The organism is Streptomyces sp. NBC_00425, from assembly GCF_036030735.1.
GTDB lineage: Bacteria > Actinomycetota > Actinomycetes > Streptomycetales > Streptomycetaceae > Streptomyces.
Genome location: NZ_CP107928.1, coordinates 8,407,025 through 8,428,432, shown reverse-complemented (window position 1 = coordinate 8,428,432; position 21,408 = coordinate 8,407,025). Strand labels below are relative to the sequence as shown.

Genomic DNA, 21,408 nt, shown 5'->3' with positions numbered 1-21,408 from the left:
TCTCGCCTCATCCGACGACGGGCGGCCGCGCGGCGAGGCGCGGGGGCGTGTAGAGGTGCTCGCCGACGCGCTTGACCAACCGTGCCATCTCGTACGCGACCAGACCGATGTCGGCGGTCACGGCGGTGAGCACGGCCAGGCAGGAGCCGTCGCCTGCGGCGGCCACGAACAGGAAGCCCTCGTCCATCTCCACCATGGTCTGGCGCACGCCGCCGGCGCCGAAATGGCGGCCCGCGCCCTTGGCGAGGCTGTGGAAGCCGGAGGCGACGGCGGCGAGGTGCTCGGCGTCCTCGCGTCTGAGGTCGGTGGAGGCGCCGACGGCGAGGCCGTCGTTGGACAGCACCACCGCGTGCCGTACCTCGCTCACACGCATCACCAGGTCGTCCAGCAGCCAGTCGAGTTCGCCGGACCGCTGGGCCGACCTCATGCTCGGGTCCTGGATCATGCGTGGTCTCCTTCAGTGCTTTCGCTGCCCGGTGCGGAATGCGGGGCGGCGCCGCGGCCGGGTTGCCTTCCGCCGCCTCGGGCCCAGCCCTCCCGATACGCGGCCATGCGGTTCCGTGCGAGCTCGGGCGTGCGTCCTTCGTCGCCGCGCGGGGTGGGCGTCCGGGCCGGTTCCCCCGGGCGCGAGCGGCGCAGTTGCGGAGCGAGACTGGCCTGCCGGACCCGGCGTGGAAGGTCGTCCGTGTCTTCGCCGTGTCCGGTGTCTTCGCCGTATCGGGTGTCTCCCTGTGCGGTGTCTTCGTGTCCGGCGTCATCGCCGTCCACGACGTCTTCGTCGTCCGGGGGACGGTGCAGGCGCAAGGCGGTCACTCCGGGGGGCGGTGGACCGGCCGCGGCCGGCTCGGCGGTGTCCTGCGCCGGGGCCGCGAGCGCGGGACGTTCGACGGGCGCGGGGACGGACTCGCGGCGTCGGCCGGAAGAGCCGACGTCGACCGCCTGCCGGTGGTCGCGCGGCCGCTCGGGCACATCGTGCGGTCCGAAGGCGTGCACGTCGGCGGTACGGGCGTCGGACGCGTGGACTTCGGACGCGTGCCTGTCGCCCACCGCCACGCGCGCGTAGGCACGTTCCGCCGACTGTCCCGCCGCCGCCTCGCGGGCGGCAGCGTCCGGCGTGCCACTGTGCAGCAGAGCCGTCGGCAACAGGACGACCGCCGTGGTGCCGCCGTAGGGCGAGGTCCGCAGATGCACCTTGACGCCGTGCCGGGCGGCGAGCCTGCTCACCACGAACAGGCCTAGCCGGTCGCTGTCGAACAGGTCGAGGGCCTCGGACTGGGCGATGCGCCGGTTGGCCTCGTCGAGGGTCTCCCTGCCCATGCCCAGGCCCCGGTCCTCGACCTCCACGGCGTAGCCGTTGCCGACGGGTTCGCCGGTGACGCGCACACGCGTGTGCGGGGGCGAGAACTGCGCCGCGTTCTCGACCAGCTCGGCGAGCAGGTGGGTGAGGTCGGCCACGGCCGTGCCGATGACGGCGGCCTCGGGGAGTTGCCGTACCTCCACGCGCGCGTAGTCCTCGACCTCGGAGACGGCGGCGCGGACGACGTTGGTGAGGGAGACCGGCATCCGCCAGGCCCGGCCGGGCGCCGCGCCGGAGAGGATGATCAGGCTTTCCGCGTGGCGTCGCATCCGGGTGGTGAGGTGGTCGAGCCGGAAGAGGTCGCTGAGCTCGTTCGGGTCGTCGGAGCGGCGCTCCATGCTGTCCAGGAGGCTCAGCTGGCGGTGGACGAGGACCTGGCTGCGGCGGGCCAGGTTGACGAACACCCCGGAGATGCCGCTGGCGAGTTCGGCGCGCTCCACGGCGGCGTGCAGAGCGGCCCGGTGCACGGTGTTCAGGGCTTCGGCGACCTGTCCGGTCTCGTCCTCGGAGGGAGGACCGGGCGGAGCTTCCGCGTGGACGTCGATCTGCTCCCCGGCGCGCAGTTTCCCCATAGCCTCCGGGAGTTTGCGCCGGGCGATCTCCAGAGCGCTGTTGCGCAGGCCGACCAGTTCGACGACGAGCCCGCGACCGATGCGCACGGAGATGACGAGCGAGGCGACGACGGCGCCGAGGCCCAGCAGAACCGCGGCTCCTGGTGCGGTCAGCAGACCGCGGGTGAGCGGGTCGGCGCGGCCGGCGACGTCGCTGCCGGCGTCCGCCTCGATGGTCCGCATCCCGTCCTGCACGCGGGCGTGTGCCGAGTCCCAGGTGCTCGCGGGAGCGGCCGCGAGCGCCTTCGCTCCCGGTCGTTCGGCGAGCACGCCGTCCTCGGAGGCCCTCAGGACCGCGTAGGCGCTGTCGGCGGCGAGACGGCGCCAGGCGGTGTGCTCGGGTCCGCGCAGGTCCGTGGTGGCCGATCCGGTGAGGGCGCGACGTGTGTCGACGGCGCCGGTGAACAGTCGCAGGCGGGTTCCCTCGAGGCGCCCGTTCAGGCGGGCGCCGGCGAGCACGGCGTCCTCCTGGGCCAGTGCCTCTCCCGCGCGGGAGAACTCGAGCAGCACGCGTGCGTCGGAGCCGAGTTCGGCGTCCTGGATGCCCGAGAGGGCGCCGCCGACCGCGAAGGCCGACGAGATGGCGCCGGTGTACCGGCTGTAGGCCGTCTCCCAGCCGGCGCTGCCGTCGAGCACGGCGGCCCGCAGCGAGGTCAGCCGTTCGGCGTCGGAGACGAACGCCTCGAGACGTCGAGCGACGTCCGCGGGCAGGTCCTGGCCGTCGGCGACGGTGCTGTCGTCGCCGAGCCGCAGGGCGGACACCGCCTTGTCGGTGCGTGCGGCGAGCGTCCTCAGGTCGGCGTCCTGCCCGGGTGCGGGACGGGTCGCGTACCGGACGGCAGCCGTGCGTTCGGCCTGGAGGGCGGTCACGGCGGCGGCGACGGGGGCTCGGACCTGGGAGTCGACGCGCTGCAACTGGCGCAGCCGGGAGACGTCCTGTGCGGTGCTGACCGTGGCGTAGGCCCACAGGGCGAGCAGGGAGACGACGGGCACCATCAGCAGGCAGACGATCTTGGCTCGTACGGTGCGCGGTCGAAGACGCCAGCCCTCCGCGCGCGGGAGCGGCGCGTCCAGGGACGGGTCCGTCGAGGGATCCGTCCGCTCGTCCGGCCCTTCGTCGGCCGGGGGTCCGGCGTGGGCGCGCCGCCCGCGCGCGGGGGGCGGCGCGTCGGCGCCGGCCGTCGGGGTCCTGCGGGGTGTGCGCATGGCCTCCTCGCTCGGAAGGGGGGACTGAGACGGGTGTGGCGGCCGGTCAGACGGTCCGGGCCTGTTGTCGCCCCGGACCGCCCTGGGCGATCTCCACCGCCTGCTGTGCCGAGGCGGAGGCCGCGCGTTCCCCCGTGGTGGGCGACAGCGCGACGAATGCCGAGGTCAGGAAGAGGTAGGACCCGAGACCGACGGCGAGGGGGAAGATGAACTGCATCGCCGTGGCCCCGGGCAGCGCCTCGCCCGAGGGCGTGACGTGCACCCGCACCGCGAACATGCCGGTGTAGTGCATGCTGCTCACCGCCACGCCCATGACGAGGGAGGCGAGGGTGACGGCGATCGGTGACTTGATGTTGAGCGCGGCCCAGAGTGCCGCGGTCGCCGCGACGACGGCGATCACGACGGAGAGTCCCACTCGTACCGCGTCGTAGGTGACGTCGCCGTGCAGCCGGACCGCCGCCATGCCCAGGTAGTGCATGCTCGCCACGCCCAGACCGGTGGTGAGCCCGCCGATCAGCAACGCGCGCGTGCGGTCGCCGCTGTAGCCGACGGCGAAGACACCGGCGCAGACCACGACCATGGCCACGAGAAGGCTGAGCACGGTCAGGGGGACGTCGTAACGGATGTCGGTGCCGCTGACGCCGAATCCGAGCATGGCCACGAAGTGCATGGTCCAGATGCCGGTGCCGATCGCCGACGCGGCGGTGATCAGCCAGTTGCGGCGTGAGCGCCCGGAGGCGCCGAGCGCGCGCATGGTGCAGCGCAGCCCTAGGGCGGCGCCGATGCAGGCCATCGCGTACGACAGCACGGGGGTCAGCCAGCCGAAGGCGGCGTGGTCCAGGTGTCCCATGGCCACGGGACGGTAGCCGGGCCATGGAGGCACAGGGGCGGCGCATTTCGAAAGCTGTTGGAATATGACTCAGAGGTGCGCCTGAACGATCGGGTCACGCTCGAACATGTGCGCCGAGGCGTCCTCCGGGCCGGTGAGGGATCATGCGGAGAATGAGCGACCGTCACACACATGTTCAGGAGTTCTTCGGGGCCCGTGCTGCCGGGTGGGACGACCGGTTCCCGGACGACGGTCCCGCCTACGCGGCCGCGGTCGGCGGCCTCGGGCTGCACGAGGGGGACCGTGTGCTGGACGCGGGCTGCGGCACCGGGCGGGCTCTGCCGCCGCTGCGTGCCGCCGTGGGGCGTTCGGGAGTGGTCGTCGGGGTCGATCTGACCCCGGCCATGCTGGAGGCCGCGGCAAGGGCCGGACGCGACCGGGACGGGCGGCTGGTGCTCGCGGACGTCACCGCGCTCCCGCTGCGTTCCGGGGCCCTGGACGCCGTCTTCGGTGCGGGCCTCGTCGCCCATCTGCCCCGGCCGGCGGAGAACCTGAGCGAGTTGGCGCGCGTGGTGCGCCCCGGCGGCACACTGGCTCTCTTCCACCCCATCGGCCGGGCGGCGCTCGCGGCCCGCCAGGGCCGTCGGATCACGCCGGAGGATCTGCGCGCGGAGGCCAACCTGCGTCCCCTGCTGGCGGGGTCGGGGTGGCGTATGACGTCGTACGTCGACGAGGACGCACGGTTCCTCGCAGTGGCGGTACGCGAGAGCTGAGGGGTCACTCGCCTGCGCCGACCGCCCGCACGAACGCGTCCGGGTTGTCGAACATGACGTTGTGGCCGGCGCCCGGCACCGTGACCACGCGCACCCCCGCGGCCTCCAACGCGTCCGCTCCGTCGAGCGGGCCGGTGAGCTCACCCTGCAGGTAGACGCGTTCCACCGAGTGCAGCCCGGTCAGGATCTCGCGCATGACCGGATCGGATCCGCGCCGCAGACCGACGGCGCTGCGATGCAGTGCGCGCGGGTCGGCGAGCCGCATGGTCGCGGCCCACAGAGGTCCGACCTCGTCGAGCACGCGCGCGTACCCGAAGGCGACGAAATCGTCCTCCGCGTACGAGGCGATGCCGCTGCTGCCCGGGGCGGGCGGCGGGCAGGCGTCTAGGTCGGCCTCCGTCAGCACCAGCCGAGCGACCAGGTCGGGCCGGCGGTGGGCCAGGACGACGGCCACGGAGCCGCCCATGCTGTGGGCGATCAGTTCGGCGCCGGTCACCTTTGCCGCGTCCAGCACGGCCGCCAGGGCGTCGGCGTGTTCCTCGAGCGTGTAGCCGAAGTCCGCAGGGCGGTCGCTGATGCCGTGCCCCGGCAGGTCGACGAACATGCTCCGCCGGCCTGCCAGTTCCGGCCGCGCCGCCACGTGCGCGTGGTACACGGTCGAGGCCGCGCCCAGCCCGTGCACGTACACCCGCGCGGGGCCGCCGCCCCAGGTCTCCGTCCAGCGCACTCGGCTGCCCCTGTCGTCGAACTCGGTCTGCTGCATCGCTTCCCCTCGGATCACCGTCGTCGTCCGTCAGGATCGATCACCATCAGGATCGCGACGACCATACATCGGTTACGAGGTATTGTGTCAACGGCGTATCTGCTGCACGGGGTACCCAGTCGGCGAGGTACGCCTGCTCTGCGGCAGAATGCGGGCATGCTGGAGCTCGCCGTCCTCGGCTTCCTTTTCGACGCCCCGCTGCACGGCTACGAGCTGCGCAAGCGCATCACCGCACTCACCGGGCACGTGCGCCCCGTGGCCGAGAGCACCCTGTACCCGGCCATCAAGCGCCTGGAGAAGGCGGGCTTCCTGGTGCGCGCCACGGAACCCGGCGCCGTAGCCGCTCCGCGGCACGTCCTGAGCCTGACCGCCGACGGCCGCGACGAACTGCGCAGGCGGCTCGCCGAACCCGACCGGCGCGACATCACCGACGAGAACCGCTGGTTCACGGTGCTCGCCTTCCTGCGGCATCTGGACGACTCCGCCGCCCAGGCCGCGGTGCTGCGCCGCCGGCTGGCCTTCCTCGAGGAACCGGCGAGCTTCTTCTACGACGGCGACCGTCCGGTGCGGGCCGAGGAGCTGACGGACCCCTTCCGGCGCGGCGTCCTGGCCATCGCCCGGGCCACCTCACGGGCCGAGCTCGCCTGGCTGCACGACACGCTCGACTCGCTCGACGGCTGATCCGTGACCGCAACCCCGTTCCCTTCCGCCTTCTGCCGGGCAACTCCAGGGTGAGCAGCGGGAGATGGACGGCCCGTCGGCGCATTGAGGCACTGGGAAGGCGGTCGGCATGTTCGGTGCGATACGCAAGGCCTGCGGAAGACTCGTCGACGCGTGGCGCGCGCGGTCCGGTCCGGGCAGCGCGGGGAGTCGGGACGAACCCGCGCGCACGGGTGGAAAGCGCACGCACAATCTGTTCGAGGCAGCCGCCGTGTACGTGTCAGCCTGCGCGGAGGACGATCAGGACAGAATCGACGAGGCGGCGGACTGGGTGTCGCCGGAGGCGTTGTCCTTCGGCGTCAACGAACTGGCCTGTCGCGCTGTCATCGCCCTGGCACGGGAACGCGACGAATCGCCGCAGACCGTGGCTCGCGAACTCCTCGGACTGCCGGCGGCGTGACGCATCCGGCGGCCGCCCGTGGTCGATTCGCCCCGTCCGGCCGGAAACCTGCAGCTCCGGGTGTCGGCCAGTCGTGACAAGCGCCTTCTCGCCGCACTAGGGTGCGCGCGGTTGGACGAAATGGGGAGGCTGGGATGGCCGGGACGGACGAGGACACCGTCGCCGCCGCGGACGATGCGCTCTATGTGCTCACGGCGGTGCTTTTGACGCCGGCGAAGTTCCCGAGCGCGCTGGGCGACGACTACCCGGAGGCCTGCGCGGCGCTCGGCATGCCGCCGCTCGCCGACGGGTACGGCCTGGTGCTGGGCCAGGACGGCGAAGGGGCACGGTGGACCGTCGTCATCGACGACGTGTCCTTGGTGGCCGTCGCCATCGCGTCGTGGGACTGCGGCATGGAATACGACCTGTCGCCCGACGAGCGGACGGTCGTCGCCGCGCTGCCCGGCTGGCCGCTGGCGGTCGCCGTCGCGGCTCCCGGCGTGCCGGATCCGCACGACCCCGCCCCGGACGTCGCGGACGGGCCCGCACTGACGCCTCCGGACACCAGCACCTGGGGTCCGGCGCAGCGCCGGCTGGGCGCCGACGAGATCGCGCTGCAGTGGGCCCGGTGGCGGGAGCAGATCGACGACACGGAGTTCGCGTCGTCGCGGGAGCACGCGGAGGCAGCCGCGGGGGCCGCAAGCGACGCGCGGGCCGCAGGCGACGGCCAGGCTGACGCGGCACCTGCCGGGTCCGACGTGCCCGGGTCCGACGCGACCGGCAAGGCGTCGCCGGGCGGGCACAGCGGAATCCGGCGGGTCCTGGCCGAGGTGCGCGCCTACGTGGACAGCCCGCCTCCGCTCGGGCGGGTGCGGTCCTCCTTCGCCCCCGGTGACGCGCGGACGCTGCGCGCCGACGGCCCCGGGTGGTCGCTCGTCGCCAGGACCGACGACATCGCGTTCGTGCTGCTCGACGACGAGCCCGGCGAGGTGCTGCCGGTCGGCCGCGGCCCCGAACTGCCCGGGCTGCTGGAGGCGCTCGACAAAATGGCCGTACGACCCCTGTGAGGCCGGTCGGGCCTTCCCGGGCGGACGACGGGGACCGCCACGCGGTCCCCGTCGCTCAGCGGCCGAGCTCCTTGCGCGTGACACGGCGCAGCCTGCGCCGTTGTGAGGGATCCAGCGTGAGGTAGGCCGCCGCCGGAACCCCCACCACGATCAGCAGGGCGGCCCACCAGGGCAGCCAGATCAGCAGGAGGAGCCCTACCGCCACACCCCCTGCGGCGATCTTCGCGTTTCTCGACATGTGCGTCGCCTCCTTCGCGGCCGTGTGCCGCTCTCTGCCATGAAAACGGGTCCGCGCCGCCCGCGGTTCCGGAAGCGACCCTGAGACGTCCCTGAACTACGCCCCCGAGACGCCCCCGAGGCGCCCGCGGCGCCCGAGAATCCCTGGGGTGCAGGCCGTACCCGCCGGACGTTCGGAAGGGATCGCCCACGACCGGCCCGCCGAAACGTCGGCCGAAACACCGTGCACGTTCCCCTCCCCAGTGCTGTACCCTCGGCGACTCCCCCTGGTAGTCAAACTTGAGGAGTAGGCCCATCACCGTGCAGAGGGTTCCCACGGAAGTATCCTCCGAGACCTCCGAACTGGTCCGCTGCTGCGCCCTGTTCGTACCCGGCACCCCGGCCCGCACCGGCAGCGTCGCCTTCTGGCGACCCGACGACGAGGCCCTTCCCGTGACGTGGCCGCGGGGCCGGCCGGAGCCGTCCGCGAGTCTGTCCGTCGTCCGGCCGACCGACGCGGGCGTGACTGTCACGCGCGTGCCCGTCCTACTGGTGCCGGTGCTGGACGCCCTTCCCGTCCTCGTGCACGCGCGTGCCGCCCCGGACGCCCACCGCTCCACCGCGTTCTGGGGTGCGGCCGCCCTGCTGTCCCTGCGGTTCACGGCGCGCGGCCTGTTGCTGCCCGGCCTGTCCGCACAGGACCACGACGCCTGGCGGGCCGGCCCGCTGGGCCCCGACGACATCGAGCAGGTGCGTCGGCTGGCCGCCTCCATGCCTCCCGAGGCACACGCCGTACCCGTGGACGACGCCCCGCCACTGCGGCTCCCCGCCCCCGAGCGGCTGCTGCGCGCGTTTCTGGACGCCCTCGCGGACGCACTGCCCCGCACGCCCGCCGCGGAGCTGGTGACCGGCGGGCCCGCGTACGCGGCGCGAGAGCCGCGAGCGGTGCCGGAGCTGCGCGGCTGGGCGGCCGACGTGGCCGCAGGCCACGACGCCGGCGTACGGATCTCACTGCGGGTCGAGGTGTCGGGCATCGGAATCCCGGAATCCGCCGGACAGGAACCGCCGGTCGGCGGACCGGCCGTCGGCGAAAGCGACACCGCCGGGTCCGGGACCGGCTTCCACGAAGCCGGCGCGATCGCCTCCCCCTCCCCCTCCCCCGCCCCCAGCCCCGGCCCCGGCCCCGGCCTCGACCTCGACCTCGACCTCGACCTCGACCTCGACCTCGACCTCGACGGAGTGATGCCCGGATTCCGGGCCGTGCCGCAGGTGCACAGCGTCAGCGATCCCGCGCTCGTCGCCGACGCCGCCGCGATCTGGGGCGGCCCCGAGGTGACGCGTGAGGCGTTCGGACCCCGCGCGCGGACAGACACCCTGCTCGCCCTGCGCCGTGCCGCGCGGGCCTGGCCCGCGCTCACTCCGCTGTTGTCGGCCGCGGTCCCCGAGGCCGTCGATCTCGTCGACGAGGAGGTGATCGAACTCCTGGGGGACGCTTCTCGAGCGCTGGCGAAGGCAGGCGTCGACGTGCACTGGCCCCGGGAGCTGGTCCGCACGTTGACCGCCCGCGCGGTCGTGGGCCCCCCGGAGGAGGACTCGGGATCGCTACGCGCGGGGTCGCCGCGCACGGGGTCGGGCACGCCGTCGTTCCTGTCTGCGGACGCCCTCCTGACGTTCACGTGGCGGTTCGGGCTGGGCGGACGACAGCTCACGCGCGAGGAGCTGGACCGCCTGGCCGAGGCGAAGCGGCCGCTGGTGCGGCTGCACGACCGGTGGGTTCTGATCGACCCCGGGGAGCTGCGCCGTGCCGGTGCCCGGCAGGACCGCGAGCTGACTCCGGTGGACGCCCTGAGCGCGGCTCTGACGGGCTCCACGGAGGTGGACGGCCACCGGGTCGACGTGGAGCCCACCGGGTGGCTGGCGGCCCTGCGAGAGCGGCTGACGCGTCCCGAGGGCCACGAGCCGGTGGCACAGCCCGCCGCACTCGAAGCCACCCTGCGCGACTACCAGCGGCGCGGGCTGGACTGGCTGGTCCGGAACACGGCCCTCGGCCTGGGCTGCTGTCTGGCGGACGACATGGGGCTGGGCAAGACCGTCACGCTGATCGCCCTGCACCTGCACCGCCAGACGGACGCCACGTCCGCGGGTCCCACCCTCGTGGTGTGTCCCACGTCCCTGATGGGCAACTGGCAGCGGGAGATCGAGAGGTTCGCCCCGGGCGCCGCCGTACGCCGCTTCCACGGCCCGCGCCGGGATCTCGCGGCGCCGGCCGACGGGGAATTCGTGCTCACGACCTACGGCACGCTCAGGATGGACGCGCAGCGGCTCGGCACGGTCCCGTGGGGCCTGGTCGTGGCGGACGAGGCCCAGCATGTGAAGAACCCGTATTCGGCGACCGCGCGGGCGCTGCGCACCATCGGCACACGCGCGAGGGTGGCCCTCACGGGCACTCCGGTGGAGAACGATCTGTCGGAGCTGTGGGCGATCCTGGACTGGACGACGCCGGGCCTTCTGGGCCGACTCGGCCACTTCCGCTCGCACCACGCGCGCGCCGTGGAGAGCGGCGGGGATACGGCGGCGGCGGAGCGGCTCGCCCGGCTGGTCGGACCGTTCCTGCTGCGCCGGCGCAAGTCGGACCCGGGCATCGCGCCGGAGCTGCCGCCCAAGACCGAGACCGACCGGCCCGTCTCCCTCACCGACGAGCAGGCGGGCCTGTACGAGGCCGTGGTGCGCGAGACCCTGGCGGCGATCGCCGAGGCCGACGACATGGCGCGGCGCGGCCTGATCGTGAAACTGCTGACCGCTCTCAAGCAGATCTGCAACCATCCCGCGCAGTACCTCAAGGAGGACCGCCCGAGGACCGCCGGACGCTCCGGGAAGCTGGAGCTCCTGGACGAGCTGCTCGACGTTCTCCTCGCCGAGGGGGCGAGCGTGCTGGTCTTCACGCAGTACGTGCGCCTGGCGCGACTGCTGGAACGGCATCTTGCCGCGCGGGGCGTCCCCACCCTTTTTCTGCACGGCGGCACGCCGGTCGCCGAACGCGAGGCCATGGTCCGGCGCTTCCAGGACGGCGAGGTGCCGGTGTTCCTGCTGTCCCTGCGGGCCGCGGGCACCGGGCTCAACCTCACGCGCGCGGAGCACGTCGTGCACTACGACCGCTGGTGGAATCCAGCCGTCGAGGCGCAGGCCACCGACCGCGCGTACCGCATCGGCCAGACCCGGCCCGTGCAGGTGCACCGGCTGATCGCCGAAGGAACGATCGAGGACCGCATCGCCGACATGCTGCGACGCAAGCAGGCCGTGGCGGACGCCGTCCTCGAGGCAGGAGAGGCGGCGCTGACGGAGCTGACGGACGCCGAGTTGGCCGATCTGGTGGAGCTGCGAGGGGGCACGCGATGAATGGTTACGACAGCGCCGGGCGGCGCGGCGAGGGACGCGTCGTGCGAAACGAGGGACACGAGGGACACGAGGAGCGCACGTTCGCGGCGCTGCCTCCCGCACACGGGAAGGGATTCGCGCAGACCTGGTGGGGCAGGGCGTGGCTCACGGCGCTGGAGGACGGCGCCATGGACGCGGAGCAGGTGAGGGCGGGCCGGCGACTCGCGCGCGCGGGCTCCGTGGGCGCGGTGACCGTGCGGCCGGGGCGCGTCACGGCCGTCGTCCGCGGTCGTGACCGCACGCCGCACCGGGCCGACGTGCTGCTCGACACCCTTTCGGACGCGCAGTGGGACCGCTTCCTTGACCTGACGGTCGAACGGGCCGGCCACATGGCGGCACTGCTCGACCGGGAGATGCCGCCCCATCTGGTCGAGGACGCCGACGCAGCGGGTGTCCACCTGCTGCCGGGGCTCGGCGACCTCGAGGCGGAGTGCGACTGCGGCGCCTGGGACCACTGCGGTCACACGGCGGCCGTCTGCTACCAGGTGGCAAGGCTGCTCGACCAGGATCCGTTCGTCCTGCTGCTGCTCCGAGGCCGCGCCGAAGGGGTCCTGCTGGACGCCCTCCAGGCACGCGGCGCCGACACGCCGGGGGCATCCGCGTCGGCGGCGCCCCGAGCCGAAGGGGTCGACGCGGCGGAGGCGTACGCGGCCGGGGACATCCTGCCCGCGTTGCCCGGCGCGCCCGCTCTCCCTCCGGAGCCGGGCGTTCCGCCCGCGTTGGACACGGACACCCCGCCCCCGCCCGCAGTGGAGCCCGCCGCTCTGGAGTTCCTGGCCGCCCGGACAGCGGCCGCGGCGCACCTGTCGCTCGCGGAGGCGCTGCGCGAGCCTGCGGGACGGAGTGCGGGCGCTGAGCCGTTGTCGGTCGGCCAGGACGCCGTGAGGCTCGCGGCCGGTGACGTGGGCAGCCGTCCGGGCGCGCACGGGCTCACCGCCGCGGCGGGACGGCTGGCCGCGGGCTCCGGCCGCAGCCGTGAGCAACTGGCCTCCGCCGTACGGGCCTGGCGGCTCGGCGGGCCGGCCGCCCTGTCGGTCTTGGAGGAGGAGTGGGCCGTCGACAGCAATGTGCTCGCCCGCGCGCGGGCCGCGTTGGAAGCCGCCTGGGAGGACGACGAGCGGCCGGCTCTGCGCGCGCGTGCCAACCGGTGGACGGTCGTCGACGAGGCCTGCCAACTCCGGCTGGGCCGGGACGGTCGCTGGTGGCCGTACCGCAAGGAGGGCGGTCGCTGGATGCCGGCCGGGGACGCCGCCGACGACCCGGCGACGGCCCTGGCGACGGCTCGCCCCGAAGGCGGGGAGGAGCCGTCCCCCACAGAGGCGTCGTCGTAGGCGGAAGCACCCTCCCCTACGGAGGCGCCGTCTCCTCTCCGACGGACGTGCCGTCCCCGACGAACGTGGCTTCCGCCGTCACGCCGTGGGCACGCAGGGCGGCGGGCCTCACGTACGTCGGCCGCGGGGCCGGTGACTCCGGCTACGGCGCGAGTTCCCCCACCGAGGGCAGCAGCGACTCCAGCCCACTGGGCAGCTCGGTCGGCAGTGTGCTCGGCAGCTCGGTGGGCAGTGCGGTGGGCAGATCCGTCGGCAGCGTGCTCGGCAGCGCACTGGGAAGGTCGCTGGGGAAGCCGCTGGGCAGGGCCGACGGAAGGAGGTCCGACGGTTCGGGAGAGCTCGTGGCGCTGCCCCCTGTCGTCGGTTTGTCGTCCGGCGAGTCGCCGCTTCCCGAGGCCATCAGCACGACGGCGACGACGGCCGCGGCCAGGACCAGCAGGGCGAACACCACGAAGAGCGGGTTCCTGCGGCGTCGGCCGGGGCCGCCGGGATCACCGGCCGCGCCGGTTCCATAGGGGGCGGTGGGCGGTCCGAAGCCGCCCGGCGGCGGCATGTCACCAGGCGGTCCGGGCGGCTGAGGCGGTACGGGCGGCAGGGCCATACCGTCCAGCGTGACCGTGCACCGGTTCAGGAGGCGACCCCCGCACGCGACTTGATACCGGTTCATGGCATGGAGGGCATGATTCCGGCGTATTGCGGACGGAGAGCGGCCGGAGGCGGAACGCGTCCGGCGCCACGCGCGCGTGTGTGGCCCCTTCGGCTCGACACACACACGCACGCGTGCGTGTGCTCAGCTCCGGGCGCCCAGCAGGTGGTCCATCGCGAGCTGGTCGAGCTGCTCGAAGGCCATGCCACGGGCGGCGGCCGCCTCGGGGTCGAAGTCCTCGAAGGCGGCGCGGTCGGCGAGCAGGCTCTCCAGGCCGTCGGCGGCGGTGGCCTGCGCCAGCTCGTCGAGGCGGGAGGCACGCAGGGCCTCCTGGACCTCCGGGTCGCCGCGGAACGCGGCCGCGCGCTCCTTGAGGATCAGGTAGTTGCGCATGCAGCCGGCCGCCGACGCCCACACGCCGTCGAGGTCCTCGGTGCGCGGCGGCTTGAAGTCGAAGTGCTTCGGGCCCGCGTAACCGGCGCTCTCCAGCAGGTCGACCAGCCAGAACGCGGCACGCAGGTCACCGGCGCCGAAACGCAGGTCCTGGTCGTACTTGATGCCGGACTGGCCGTTGAGGTCGATGTGGAAGAGTTTGCCGGCCCACAGCGCCTGCGCGATGCCGTGCGGGAAGTTCAGCCCGGCCATCTGCTCGTGGCCGACCTCCGGGTTGACGCCGTACAGCTCCGGACGCTCCAGGCGCTCGATGAACGCCAGGGCGTGGCCGACGGTGGGCAGCAGGATGTCGCCGCGCGGCTCGTTCGGCTTGGGCTCGATGGCGAACTTCAGGTCGTAGCCCTGCGAGGTCACGTACTCGCCGAGGAGGTCGAAGGCCTCCTTCATCCGGTCGAGCGCCACGCGGACGTCCTTGGCGGCGCCGGACTCCGCGCCCTCACGGCCGCCCCAGGCCACGTACGTCTTCGCGCCGAGTTCAGCGGCGAGGTCGATGTTGCGGATCGTCTTGCGCAGGGCGTACCGGCGCACGTCGCGGTCGTTCGCGGTGAACGCGCCGTCCTTGAAGACGGGGTGCGTGAAGAGGTTGGTGGTGGCCATCGGCACGGTCATGCCGGTGGTGTCCAGAGCCTGCCGGAAGCGCTTGATGTGCTCCTCGCGCTCACTGTCGGAGGATCCGAACGGGATGAGGTCGTCGTCGTGGAAGGTCACGCCGTAGGCGCCCAGGTCGGCCAGGCGCGTCACCGTCTCGACCGGGTCGAGGGCACGCCGCGTGGCGTCGCCGAACGGGTCCCTTCCCTGCCAGCCGACGGTCCACAGGCCGAAGGTGAACCTGTCGTCGGGGGTGGGCTGGTAGCTCATGCCGGGCTCCTTGCTTGAAGTCTGTCGTGCGGGGCGGTGGCGAACTATTTCGTCATGGCCGTTTACAAATTAGTATGCGGACGCATCTCTGGGAAGACAGATCCCGCAGAGCCGCGGAAAAACTTGAGGGAGAACGCGATGTCAGCAGCCGAGGGTCCGCTCGTCGTCGGCGTGGACACGTCCACCCAGTCCACGAAGGTCCTGGTCGTCGACGCCGCCACCGGGGCCGTCGTCGCAAGCGGCCAGGCTCCGCACACCGTGTCCGCCGGGGTCGGCCGCGAGAGCGACCCGCGCCAGTGGTGGGACGCCCTGCGTGAGGCGCTGCACCAGTGCGGCGACGCGGCACGCGAAGCCGCTGCCGTGTCGATCGGCGGCCAGCAGCACGGACTCGTCACGCTGGACGAGCACGGCGAGCCGGTGCGCCCGGCACTGCTGTGGAACGACGTCCGTTCGGCTCCGCAGGCGCGCCGGCTGACCGAGGAGCTGGGCGGTGCGAAGTTCTGGGCGGAGCGCACCGGATCCGTGCCGGCGGCCTCCTTCACGGTGACCAAGTGGGCGTGGCTGGCGGAGAACGAACCGGAGTCCCTGCGCGCCACCAAGGCCGTGCGTCTCCCCCACGACTACCTCACCGAGCGTCTGACGGGCGAGGGGACCACCGACCGCGGCGACGCCTCGGGCACCGGCTGGTGGGCTTCGGGGACCGAGTCCTACGACGCGGAGATCCTCGCCCATGTGGGGCTCGACCCGGCCCTGCTGCCCCGCGTGGTGCGGCCCGGCGAGGTGGCGGGCACCGTGCGTGACAGCCACGACCTGCCGTTCGCCAAGGGAACCCTGGTCGCTCCGGGCACCGGGGACAACGCCGCGGCGGCGCTCGGCCTCGGACTGCGTCCCGGCACGCCCGTGCTGAGCCTCGGCACCTCTGGCACGGTGTACGCGGTGGCCAGGCGCCGCCCCACAGACCCCACCGGCACCGTGGCCGGCTTCGCCGACGCCCACGGCGACTGGCTGCCCCTGGCCTGCACCCTGAACTGCACGCTCGCCGTCGACCGCGTCGCGGCTCTGCTCAGTCTGGACCGCGAGGCCGTGGAGCCCACCGCGCACGTCACGCTCCTGCCCTACCTCGACGGGGAGCGCACCCCGAACCTGCCGAACGCGTCGGGCGTGCTGCACGGCCTGCGACACGACACGACCGCCGGCCAGCTGCTCCAAGCCGCCTACGACGGGGCCGTGCACTCCCTGCTCGGTGCGCTCGACCTCGTCCTCGACGAGGACGCGGACCGCTCGGCCCCCCTGCTGCTGATCGGCGGCGGCGCCCGGGGCACGGCCTGGCAGCAGACCGTGCGCCGACTGTCGGGGCGTCCGGTCCAGGTTCCCGAGGCGAAGGAACTCGTCGCGCTGGGGGCCGCCGCGCAGGCGGCGGGGCTGCTGACCGGCGAGGACCCGGCCGCCGTCGCCCGTCGCTGGAACACCGCCCGGGGCCCGGTCCTGGACGCCGTCGAGCGGGACGAAGCGGCGCTGACGAGAATCGCCGGGGTACTCTCCGACGCGTCCCCGCTGCTGGAGCGGCGCACGAACGCCCACTGACCATCGAAGAAGCCGGCCCACCCGACCACCCGGCATCGACGAGACGACGAATCGACGAATCGACGGAGGCATGACCGCACCGCTGCACGAGGCCCGGCCGGGCGGCCGGGGGCGCGCGACTCCCGACACCCAGCAGGGCATGCGCCGCCGCAACCTGGCCCGCGTGATGCACGCCGTCCGTGCGGAGGGCTCGCTCTCGCGGGCCGCGGTCGCCTCACGGATCGGTCTGACCCGGGCAGCGGTGTCGACCCTCGTCGACGAGCTCATACGCGCCGGACTGCTCGAGGAACTCGGCCCGGAACGCCCCGGCCGGGTGGGTCGACCCGGCTCGGCGCTCGCGGTCAGCGGGCACGGTCCGGCGGGCATAGGCGCCGAGATCGGGGTCGACCACCTCGCGGTCTGCGCCGTCGACCTGCGCGGCGAGGTACGGGCGCGGGCCGTGCGGCACGGCACGAACCGCGGCCGCTCCCCCGGGCCGGTCGTCGAGGAGCTGACCGAGCTGCTGCATCAGGTCGTCACGGCCGCGGAACGCGAGGGTCTGTGGCCGGCCGGGCTCTCCGTCGCCGTTCCGGGTCTCGTGGCCCGGGACGCCAGGACGGTGGTGCGCGCGCCGAACCTCGACTGGCAGGACGTCGATCTCGGCGCCCTGCTGCCCGGGGAGTACCCGCTGACCGTGGACAACGAGGCCAATTTCGGCGGACTGGCCGAACTCTGGCTCGGCACGGACACTCCGCGGGACTTCCTGCACGTGTCGGCCGAGATCGGCATCGGCGCCGCGCTCGTCGTGGACGGCGCCCTGCTGCGCGGCACGCGCGGTTTCGCGGGCGAGCTCGGCCACGTTCCGGTGCACCCCGACGGGCCGGCGTGCGTGTGCGGCGGCCGCGGATGTCTGGAGCAGTACGCCGGCGAGGAGGCGGTGCTGCGGGCAGCCGGGCTGGAGCCGGGCGAGGACCGCGTCGGTCTCCTCGCCGGACGGGCCGCGGCCGGCGATCCTGACGTACGGCGTGCTCTGCGGGACGCCGGGACATCGCTCGGAATCGCCCTGACCGGGGCGCTCAACCTGCTGGACCCGGAAGGCGTGGTGCTCGGCGGCGCACTGGCCGGCCTCGCGCCCTGGCTCCTCCCGTCGCTCGAGACCGAACTCTCGCGTCGCACCGCGGGCCCCGCCCGCCCTGTCTCCGTCTCACGCCTGGGCCCCGAAGGGCCGCTGCTCGGCGCCGCGCACTCGGTGGTACGGGCGGTACTGGACGACCCGGCGGCGGTGGCGGAGCGGGTCCGAGCGGGCTGACGGCCGAGCGGGTCCGAGCGGCTCGGAACGCGGCCGTTGCCCGCGCCGGCCGTCCTCGCGAACCGATCGACGCCGAACACGCCGAACACGCCGGACCTGCCCGGTCTGCCGGGCCTGCCGGGCCTGCCGAGGACGCCGTACGCGTCGGCTCCGTGGACACCCCGGGCCGTGCGGTACGCGTGGGACAAGAGGAACTACCCGTTCGTGTGAGGGAGTTGTCCACATACGCCGGGTCCTCCACGGATTCCGGACGCGGGGCACACGGCTGCGCGTCATGGAACACCATGAGGTGTCGGGGCGCCGACCGCCCCGATCCCGATCCCGGTCCGGACCGGCACCGGGTCACTCCGTGCGGCTCGTCGGCCGCGTCCGCACCAGACGGGATTGCCGGGCAGGAGCGGGACCTGCCGGGCCGGGACCGGAGGAATCGGTTTCGGTGAGGGTCGTCCGGACGGTTGTCGGCCCGCGCACCCGGAGTGACGATGTCTCCAGCCGTAACGCCTTCCAGGAGGACGAGTTGACCGATCCCTGGGTGGCCCTCGAACCGGGGGCCGACCCCACCGAGCGGGTACGGGTTCTGCGCCGGGCCCACGAGACGTTCACCGAGGCGGGCACCGTGCCGCGACCGGTGCGCGCCGTCGTGGCCGACTCGTGGCGGCGTTCGGCGCGGGCCGGCGTCGGCCCAGACGGCACGGCGGACGTGGAACTGACCGACGGCGACCTCGGAACCTATCGGTCGGAGCATCCGCTGGCCCGGGTGATGCCGCTGTTCCGGGAGCTGATGGGCACGTTCGCCGCGGACGGCGAGCATCTGCTGGCGGTGTGCGACGCGCACGGCAGGCTGCTGTGGGTCGAGGGTCACGCGGCGACACGGCGGCACGCGGGGCGGATGAACTTCGTGCCCGGCGCACGGTGGGCGGAGAACGCGGTCGGGACGAACGCCCCGGGCACGGCGGTCGCCCTGGACCGGCCGGTGCAGGTGTTCGCGGCCGAGCACTTCATACGGCGGGTGCAACCGTGGACGTGCGCGGCCGCACCGGTGCACGACCCCCGAACGGGTCGGGTGCTGGGCGCCGTGGACATCACGGGCGGCAACGGACTGGCCCATCCGCACAGCCTGGGTTTCGTCCAGGCCGTCGCCCGGGCCGCCGAGGCCCATCTGGCCCTGCTCGCCCCGGCGCAGCACGGCGCCGACACCCCCCGACTGAGTGTGCTGGGCCGGGACGAGGCGCGACTGGTCGCCGGTGACCGGCAGTTGCGGCTGAGTCGTCGGCACAGCGAGATCCTGCTGCTCCTGGCCCGGCACCCCGAAGGCATGACCGGCGACGAACTGCTGTGCGCGCTGTACGAGGACGAGTCGGTGACTCCGGTGACCCTGCGGGCCGAACTCGCCCGGCTCCGTGGAATCCTCGGCCCCGGCCTGCTGGCATCGCGCCCCTACCGGCTCACGGTCGCCTGCGAGTCGGACCTGGCCGTCGTCGAGAGACGGCTGGCGACCGGGGCGGTGACGGCGGCGACGACGGCGTACGCCGGACCTCCGCTGCCGGGATCGCAGGCGCCGGCGGTGGTACGGCTCAGACGCCGGCTCACCGAAGGTCTGCGCGCCGCGCTGATCGCCTGCGGCGACCCCGATCTGCTGGCGGACTGGGCCCACGCACCGTGGGGCGAGGACGACGTCGACGTGTGGCGGGCGCTGGCGACGGCCCGTCCGACGGCGGCGACGCGGACGCGCCTCGCGTCGCTGGAGGCCGAGCTGACGACCCCGCCGGGATGGCCGCACCCCTAGCGGCCACGACCCGGCCCACAGCCGTCGACGTCGATGCCGACGGCTCGACAGGCACTGGGCCGTCGGCGCCGGGCCGCGGGGACTGTTCCTGCGCGCGCTCTGCCCACACGCAACGTGGTTGCAACGTCCGTTTCCCTAGCCTCTCGCGAAGAGCTGTCCAACGGCGGGCAGCGCTGCTGAAGGAGGCAGAGCAGGATGACCCGTTACGCGGCGCCCGGCACCGAAGGCGCGATCGTCTCCTACCAGACGCGCTACGACCACTTCATCGGCGGCGAGTACGTCCCCCCGGCGCTCGGGCGGTACTTCGAGAACCCGTCGCCGGTCAACGGGGAGACCTTCACGGAGGTGGCGCGCGGTACGGCGGAGGACGTGGAGCGGGCGCTGGACGCGGCGCACGCCGCCGCTCCGGGCTGGGGGCGCACCTCGGCAACCGAGCGCTCCGACATCCTGCTGAAGATCGCCGACCGGATGGAGGCCTACCTGGAGCCTCTCGCCGTCGCGGAGAGCTGGGAGAACGGCAAGCCGGTCCGGGAGACGCTGGCGGCGGACATCCCCCTGGCCATCGACCACTTCCGCTACTTCGCCGGCGCGGTCCGCGCCCAGGAGGGCTCGCTCAGCGAGGTCGACGACGACACGGTGGCGTACCACTTCCACGAGCCGCTCGGCGTCGTCGCGCAGATCATCCCGTGGAACTTTCCCATCCTGATGGCCACATGGAAGCTCGCGCCCGCCCTCGCCGCGGGCAACGCGGTGGTCATCAAGCCCGCCGAGCAGACCCCGGTGTCCTTGCACTACTGGATGAGTCTGGTCGCGGACCTGCTGCCGCCGGGCGTGGTCAACATCGTCAACGGGTTCGGACCGGAGGCGGGTAAACCGCTCGCGTCCAGTCCGCGGGTGGCGAAGGTCGCCTTCACCGGTGAGACGTCCACGGGCCGGCTGATCATGCAGTACGCGGCGGAGCACCTCAAACCGGTCACCCTGGAACTCGGCGGCAAGTCGCCGAACATCTTCTTCGACGACGTCTGGGACAAGGACGACGACCTCCGGGACAAGGCCCTCGAAGGGTTCACCATGTTCGCGCTGAACCAGGGCGAGGTCTGCACCTGCCCTTCGCGCGGCCTCATACAGCGCGGCAACTACGGCGACTTCCTCCAGGCGGCCGTCGCCCGCACCGAGCTCATCAAGCCCGGCCACCCCCTCGACACCGACACGATGATCGGCGCGCAGGCCTCCGGCGACCAGCTGGCGAAGATCCTCTCCTACATCGACATCGGCCGGAACGAAGGCGCCAGGATTCTCACCGGCGGTGAACGCGCTGAGTACGACGGGGAATTGAAGGGCGGATACTACGTCCAGCCGACGATCTTCGAGGGCGACAACCGCATGCGGATCTTCCAGGAGGAGATTTTCGGCCCGGTCGTCTCGGTGGCCTCGTTCGACGACTTCGACGACGCCATCAAGATCGCCAACGACACGTCGTACGGCCTCGGCGCGGGGGTGTGGACGCGCGACATCAACACGGCGTACCGCGCAGGTCGAGCGATCCAGGCCGGGCGCGTGTGGACCAACTGCTACCACGCGTACCCTGCGCACGCCGCCTTCGGGGGCTACAAGCAGTCCGGGATCGGACGTGAGACGCACAAGATGATGCTGGAGCACTACCAGCAGACGAAGAACCTTCTTGTTTCATACAGCCCGAAGAAGCTTGGGTTCTTCTAGAGCTGCAAGTCGGTTGTCTGGAGGGAGGTTTTCCCTCCAGACAACCCAGCTCCTCAGCCACTGTACGCAGTCACCCCAAGACGCTCCGGCGCGAACCGTTGCAAATCCGCGCGGTCCCCGGACCAGCCACGGACCAGTTGGAGCTCCACCATGTTCCGCGCTCTACGCCGCGTCTGCAGCTCTAGGCGTGATCCACACCGGTCCGTCACCTGACTTGGCCCGAGCGTGGGCCCCATCCGCTCTGCACCGTCCGGACCGCGTTCTGGGCATCGAGCGGGCCCGTCTTGCCGCGTCGGCAACGAGCGGTACGGTGCGGCCAGTTCTCACCGAACAGTCCCACCCCCTGGACCAAACACATAGCGAGACAGCGACGCCCCAAAGGAGCCC

General features: G+C 73.1%; 17 protein-coding genes. 10 read left to right on the top strand and 7 right to left on the bottom strand.

Annotated elements, in window-relative coordinates; translation table 11 throughout:
* Window positions 1–7 precede the first annotated feature (7 nt).
* The 3 genes from OHS82_RS37125 to OHS82_RS37115 are packed head-to-tail and all read right to left on the bottom strand — an operon-like array spanning window position 8 to window position 4,024.
* Window positions 8–445 (bottom strand): roadblock/LC7 domain-containing protein, encoded by a 438-nt coding sequence (locus tag OHS82_RS37125; protein WP_057582621.1) that lies wholly within the window; start codon window positions 443–445, stop codon window positions 8–10.
* The gene (locus OHS82_RS37120) at window positions 442–3,174 is read right to left on the bottom strand and encodes a sensor histidine kinase (protein WP_328435430.1); all 2,733 of its coding nucleotides are present in this window, start codon (window positions 3,172–3,174) and stop codon (window positions 442–444) included. Before OHS82_RS37120 ends, OHS82_RS37125 begins: the two co-directional genes overlap by 4 nt.
* A gap of 46 nt (window positions 3,175–3,220) precedes the next feature.
* The gene (locus tag OHS82_RS37115; protein ID WP_057582623.1) at window positions 3,221–4,024 is read right to left on the bottom strand and encodes an MHYT domain-containing protein; all 804 of its coding nucleotides are present in this window, start codon (window positions 4,022–4,024) and stop codon (window positions 3,221–3,223) included.
* A gap of 152 nt (window positions 4,025–4,176) precedes the next feature.
* On the opposite strand from OHS82_RS37115, the gene OHS82_RS37110 reads away from it, so the two are divergent.
* Window positions 4,177–4,776, top strand: a complete 600-nt coding sequence (locus tag OHS82_RS37110; RefSeq protein WP_328435429.1) for a class I SAM-dependent methyltransferase — start codon at window positions 4,177–4,179, stop codon at window positions 4,774–4,776.
* A 4-nt stretch (window positions 4,777–4,780) separates the two neighbouring features.
* On the opposite strand, the gene OHS82_RS37105 is transcribed toward OHS82_RS37110, so the two are convergent.
* On the bottom strand, window positions 4,781–5,539 hold the full coding sequence (locus OHS82_RS37105) for an alpha/beta fold hydrolase (protein WP_328435428.1): 759 nt from the start codon (window positions 5,537–5,539) through the stop codon (window positions 4,781–4,783).
* Window positions 5,540–5,695: 156 nt separating this feature from the next.
* Between OHS82_RS37105 and OHS82_RS37100 the strand changes: the two genes are divergently transcribed.
* The 3 genes from OHS82_RS37100 (at window position 5,696) to OHS82_RS37090 (ending at window position 7,705) form a co-directional block, all read left to right on the top strand.
* Window positions 5,696–6,220, top strand: a complete 525-nt coding sequence (locus tag OHS82_RS37100) for a PadR family transcriptional regulator (protein ID WP_057582626.1) — start codon at window positions 5,696–5,698, stop codon at window positions 6,218–6,220.
* Window positions 6,221–6,329: 109 nt separating this feature from the next.
* Window positions 6,330–6,659 (top strand): hypothetical protein, encoded by a 330-nt coding sequence (locus OHS82_RS37095; RefSeq protein ID WP_328435427.1) that lies wholly within the window; start codon window positions 6,330–6,332, stop codon window positions 6,657–6,659.
* A 134-nt stretch (window positions 6,660–6,793) separates the two neighbouring features.
* Entirely contained in the window at window positions 6,794–7,705 is a 912-nt protein-coding gene (locus OHS82_RS37090) for a hypothetical protein (protein WP_057582628.1), read from the top strand.
* A 55-nt stretch (window positions 7,706–7,760) separates the two neighbouring features.
* Here the strand turns inward: OHS82_RS37090 and OHS82_RS37085 are convergent, their stop codons facing one another.
* A complete protein-coding gene (locus OHS82_RS37085) occupies window positions 7,761–7,943 on the bottom strand; it encodes a hypothetical protein (protein ID WP_057582629.1) in 183 nt (60 codons plus the stop codon).
* A 299-nt stretch (window positions 7,944–8,242) separates the two neighbouring features.
* On the opposite strand from OHS82_RS37085, the gene OHS82_RS37080 reads away from it, so the two are divergent.
* Both OHS82_RS37080 and OHS82_RS37075 read left to right on the top strand, forming a co-directional pair.
* Window positions 8,243–11,317, top strand: coding sequence for a DEAD/DEAH box helicase (locus OHS82_RS37080; protein ID WP_328435426.1), 3,075 nt, complete (start codon window positions 8,243–8,245; stop codon window positions 11,315–11,317).
* Window positions 11,314–12,687, top strand: a complete 1,374-nt coding sequence (locus OHS82_RS37075; protein ID WP_443061816.1) for an SWF or SNF family helicase — start codon at window positions 11,314–11,316, stop codon at window positions 12,685–12,687. Before OHS82_RS37080 ends, OHS82_RS37075 begins: the two co-directional genes overlap by 4 nt.
* 142 nt (window positions 12,688–12,829) lie before the next feature.
* On the opposite strand, the gene OHS82_RS37070 is transcribed toward OHS82_RS37075, so the two are convergent.
* Together OHS82_RS37070 and xylA are read right to left on the bottom strand one after the other, a co-directional pair.
* A complete protein-coding gene (locus tag OHS82_RS37070; protein WP_328435424.1) occupies window positions 12,830–13,288 on the bottom strand; it encodes a hypothetical protein in 459 nt (152 codons plus the stop codon).
* Window positions 13,289–13,477: 189 nt separating this feature from the next.
* A complete protein-coding gene (gene xylA / locus OHS82_RS37065; protein WP_057582632.1) occupies window positions 13,478–14,644 on the bottom strand; it encodes a xylose isomerase in 1,167 nt (388 codons plus the stop codon).
* A 138-nt stretch (window positions 14,645–14,782) separates the two neighbouring features.
* Between xylA and xylB the strand changes: the two genes are divergently transcribed.
* From xylB to exaC, 4 genes are all read left to right on the top strand, one after another.
* Window positions 14,783–16,228: a xylulokinase gene (gene xylB, locus OHS82_RS37060; RefSeq protein ID WP_328435423.1), complete on the top strand. Its 1,446-nt coding sequence runs from the start codon at window positions 14,783–14,785 to the stop codon at window positions 16,226–16,228.
* Window positions 16,229–16,298: 70 nt separating this feature from the next.
* Complete coding sequence (locus OHS82_RS37055) at window positions 16,299–17,516, top strand: ROK family transcriptional regulator (protein ID WP_057582634.1); 1,218 nt, start codon at window positions 16,299–16,301, stop codon at window positions 17,514–17,516.
* A gap of 517 nt (window positions 17,517–18,033) precedes the next feature.
* Window positions 18,034–19,302, top strand: a complete 1,269-nt coding sequence (locus OHS82_RS37050) for a GAF domain-containing protein (RefSeq protein WP_328435422.1) — start codon at window positions 18,034–18,036, stop codon at window positions 19,300–19,302.
* A 195-nt stretch (window positions 19,303–19,497) separates the two neighbouring features.
* A complete protein-coding gene (gene exaC, locus OHS82_RS37045; RefSeq protein WP_057582635.1) occupies window positions 19,498–21,021 on the top strand; it encodes an acetaldehyde dehydrogenase ExaC in 1,524 nt (507 codons plus the stop codon).
* Window positions 21,022–21,408 lie beyond the last annotated feature (387 nt).

What these genes read in the sequence shown, in the direction of transcription:
- xylA (WP_057582632.1), bottom strand. Translation starts at nt 14,644, where the DNA reads ATGAGCTACCAGCCCACCCCCGACGACAGGTTCACCTTCGGCCTGTGG.
- OHS82_RS37070 (WP_328435424.1), bottom strand. Translation starts at nt 13,288, where the DNA reads ATGGCCCTGCCGCCCGTACCGCCTCAGCCGCCCGGACCGCCTGGTGAC.
- xylB (WP_328435423.1), top strand. Translation starts at nt 14,783, where the DNA reads ATGTCAGCAGCCGAGGGTCCGCTCGTCGTCGGCGTGGACACGTCCACC.
- OHS82_RS37085 (WP_057582629.1), bottom strand. Translation starts at nt 7,943, where the DNA reads ATGTCGAGAAACGCGAAGATCGCCGCAGGGGGTGTGGCGGTAGGGCTC.
- OHS82_RS37090 (WP_057582628.1), top strand. Translation starts at nt 6,794, where the DNA reads ATGGCCGGGACGGACGAGGACACCGTCGCCGCCGCGGACGATGCGCTC.
- OHS82_RS37125 (WP_057582621.1), bottom strand. Translation starts at nt 445, where the DNA reads ATGATCCAGGACCCGAGCATGAGGTCGGCCCAGCGGTCCGGCGAACTC.
- OHS82_RS37075 (WP_443061816.1), top strand. Translation starts at nt 11,314, where the DNA reads ATGAATGGTTACGACAGCGCCGGGCGGCGCGGCGAGGGACGCGTCGTG.
- OHS82_RS37120 (WP_328435430.1), bottom strand. Translation starts at nt 3,174, where the DNA reads ATGCGCACACCCCGCAGGACCCCGACGGCCGGCGCCGACGCGCCGCCC.
- exaC (WP_057582635.1), top strand. Translation starts at nt 19,498, where the DNA reads ATGACCCGTTACGCGGCGCCCGGCACCGAAGGCGCGATCGTCTCCTAC.
- OHS82_RS37110 (WP_328435429.1), top strand. Translation starts at nt 4,177, where the DNA reads ATGAGCGACCGTCACACACATGTTCAGGAGTTCTTCGGGGCCCGTGCT.
- OHS82_RS37055 (WP_057582634.1), top strand. Translation starts at nt 16,299, where the DNA reads ATGACCGCACCGCTGCACGAGGCCCGGCCGGGCGGCCGGGGGCGCGCG.
- OHS82_RS37115 (WP_057582623.1), bottom strand. Translation starts at nt 4,024, where the DNA reads ATGGGACACCTGGACCACGCCGCCTTCGGCTGGCTGACCCCCGTGCTG.
- OHS82_RS37095 (WP_328435427.1), top strand. Translation starts at nt 6,330, where the DNA reads ATGTTCGGTGCGATACGCAAGGCCTGCGGAAGACTCGTCGACGCGTGG.
- OHS82_RS37105 (WP_328435428.1), bottom strand. Translation starts at nt 5,539, where the DNA reads ATGCAGCAGACCGAGTTCGACGACAGGGGCAGCCGAGTGCGCTGGACG.
- OHS82_RS37100 (WP_057582626.1), top strand. Translation starts at nt 5,696, where the DNA reads ATGCTGGAGCTCGCCGTCCTCGGCTTCCTTTTCGACGCCCCGCTGCAC.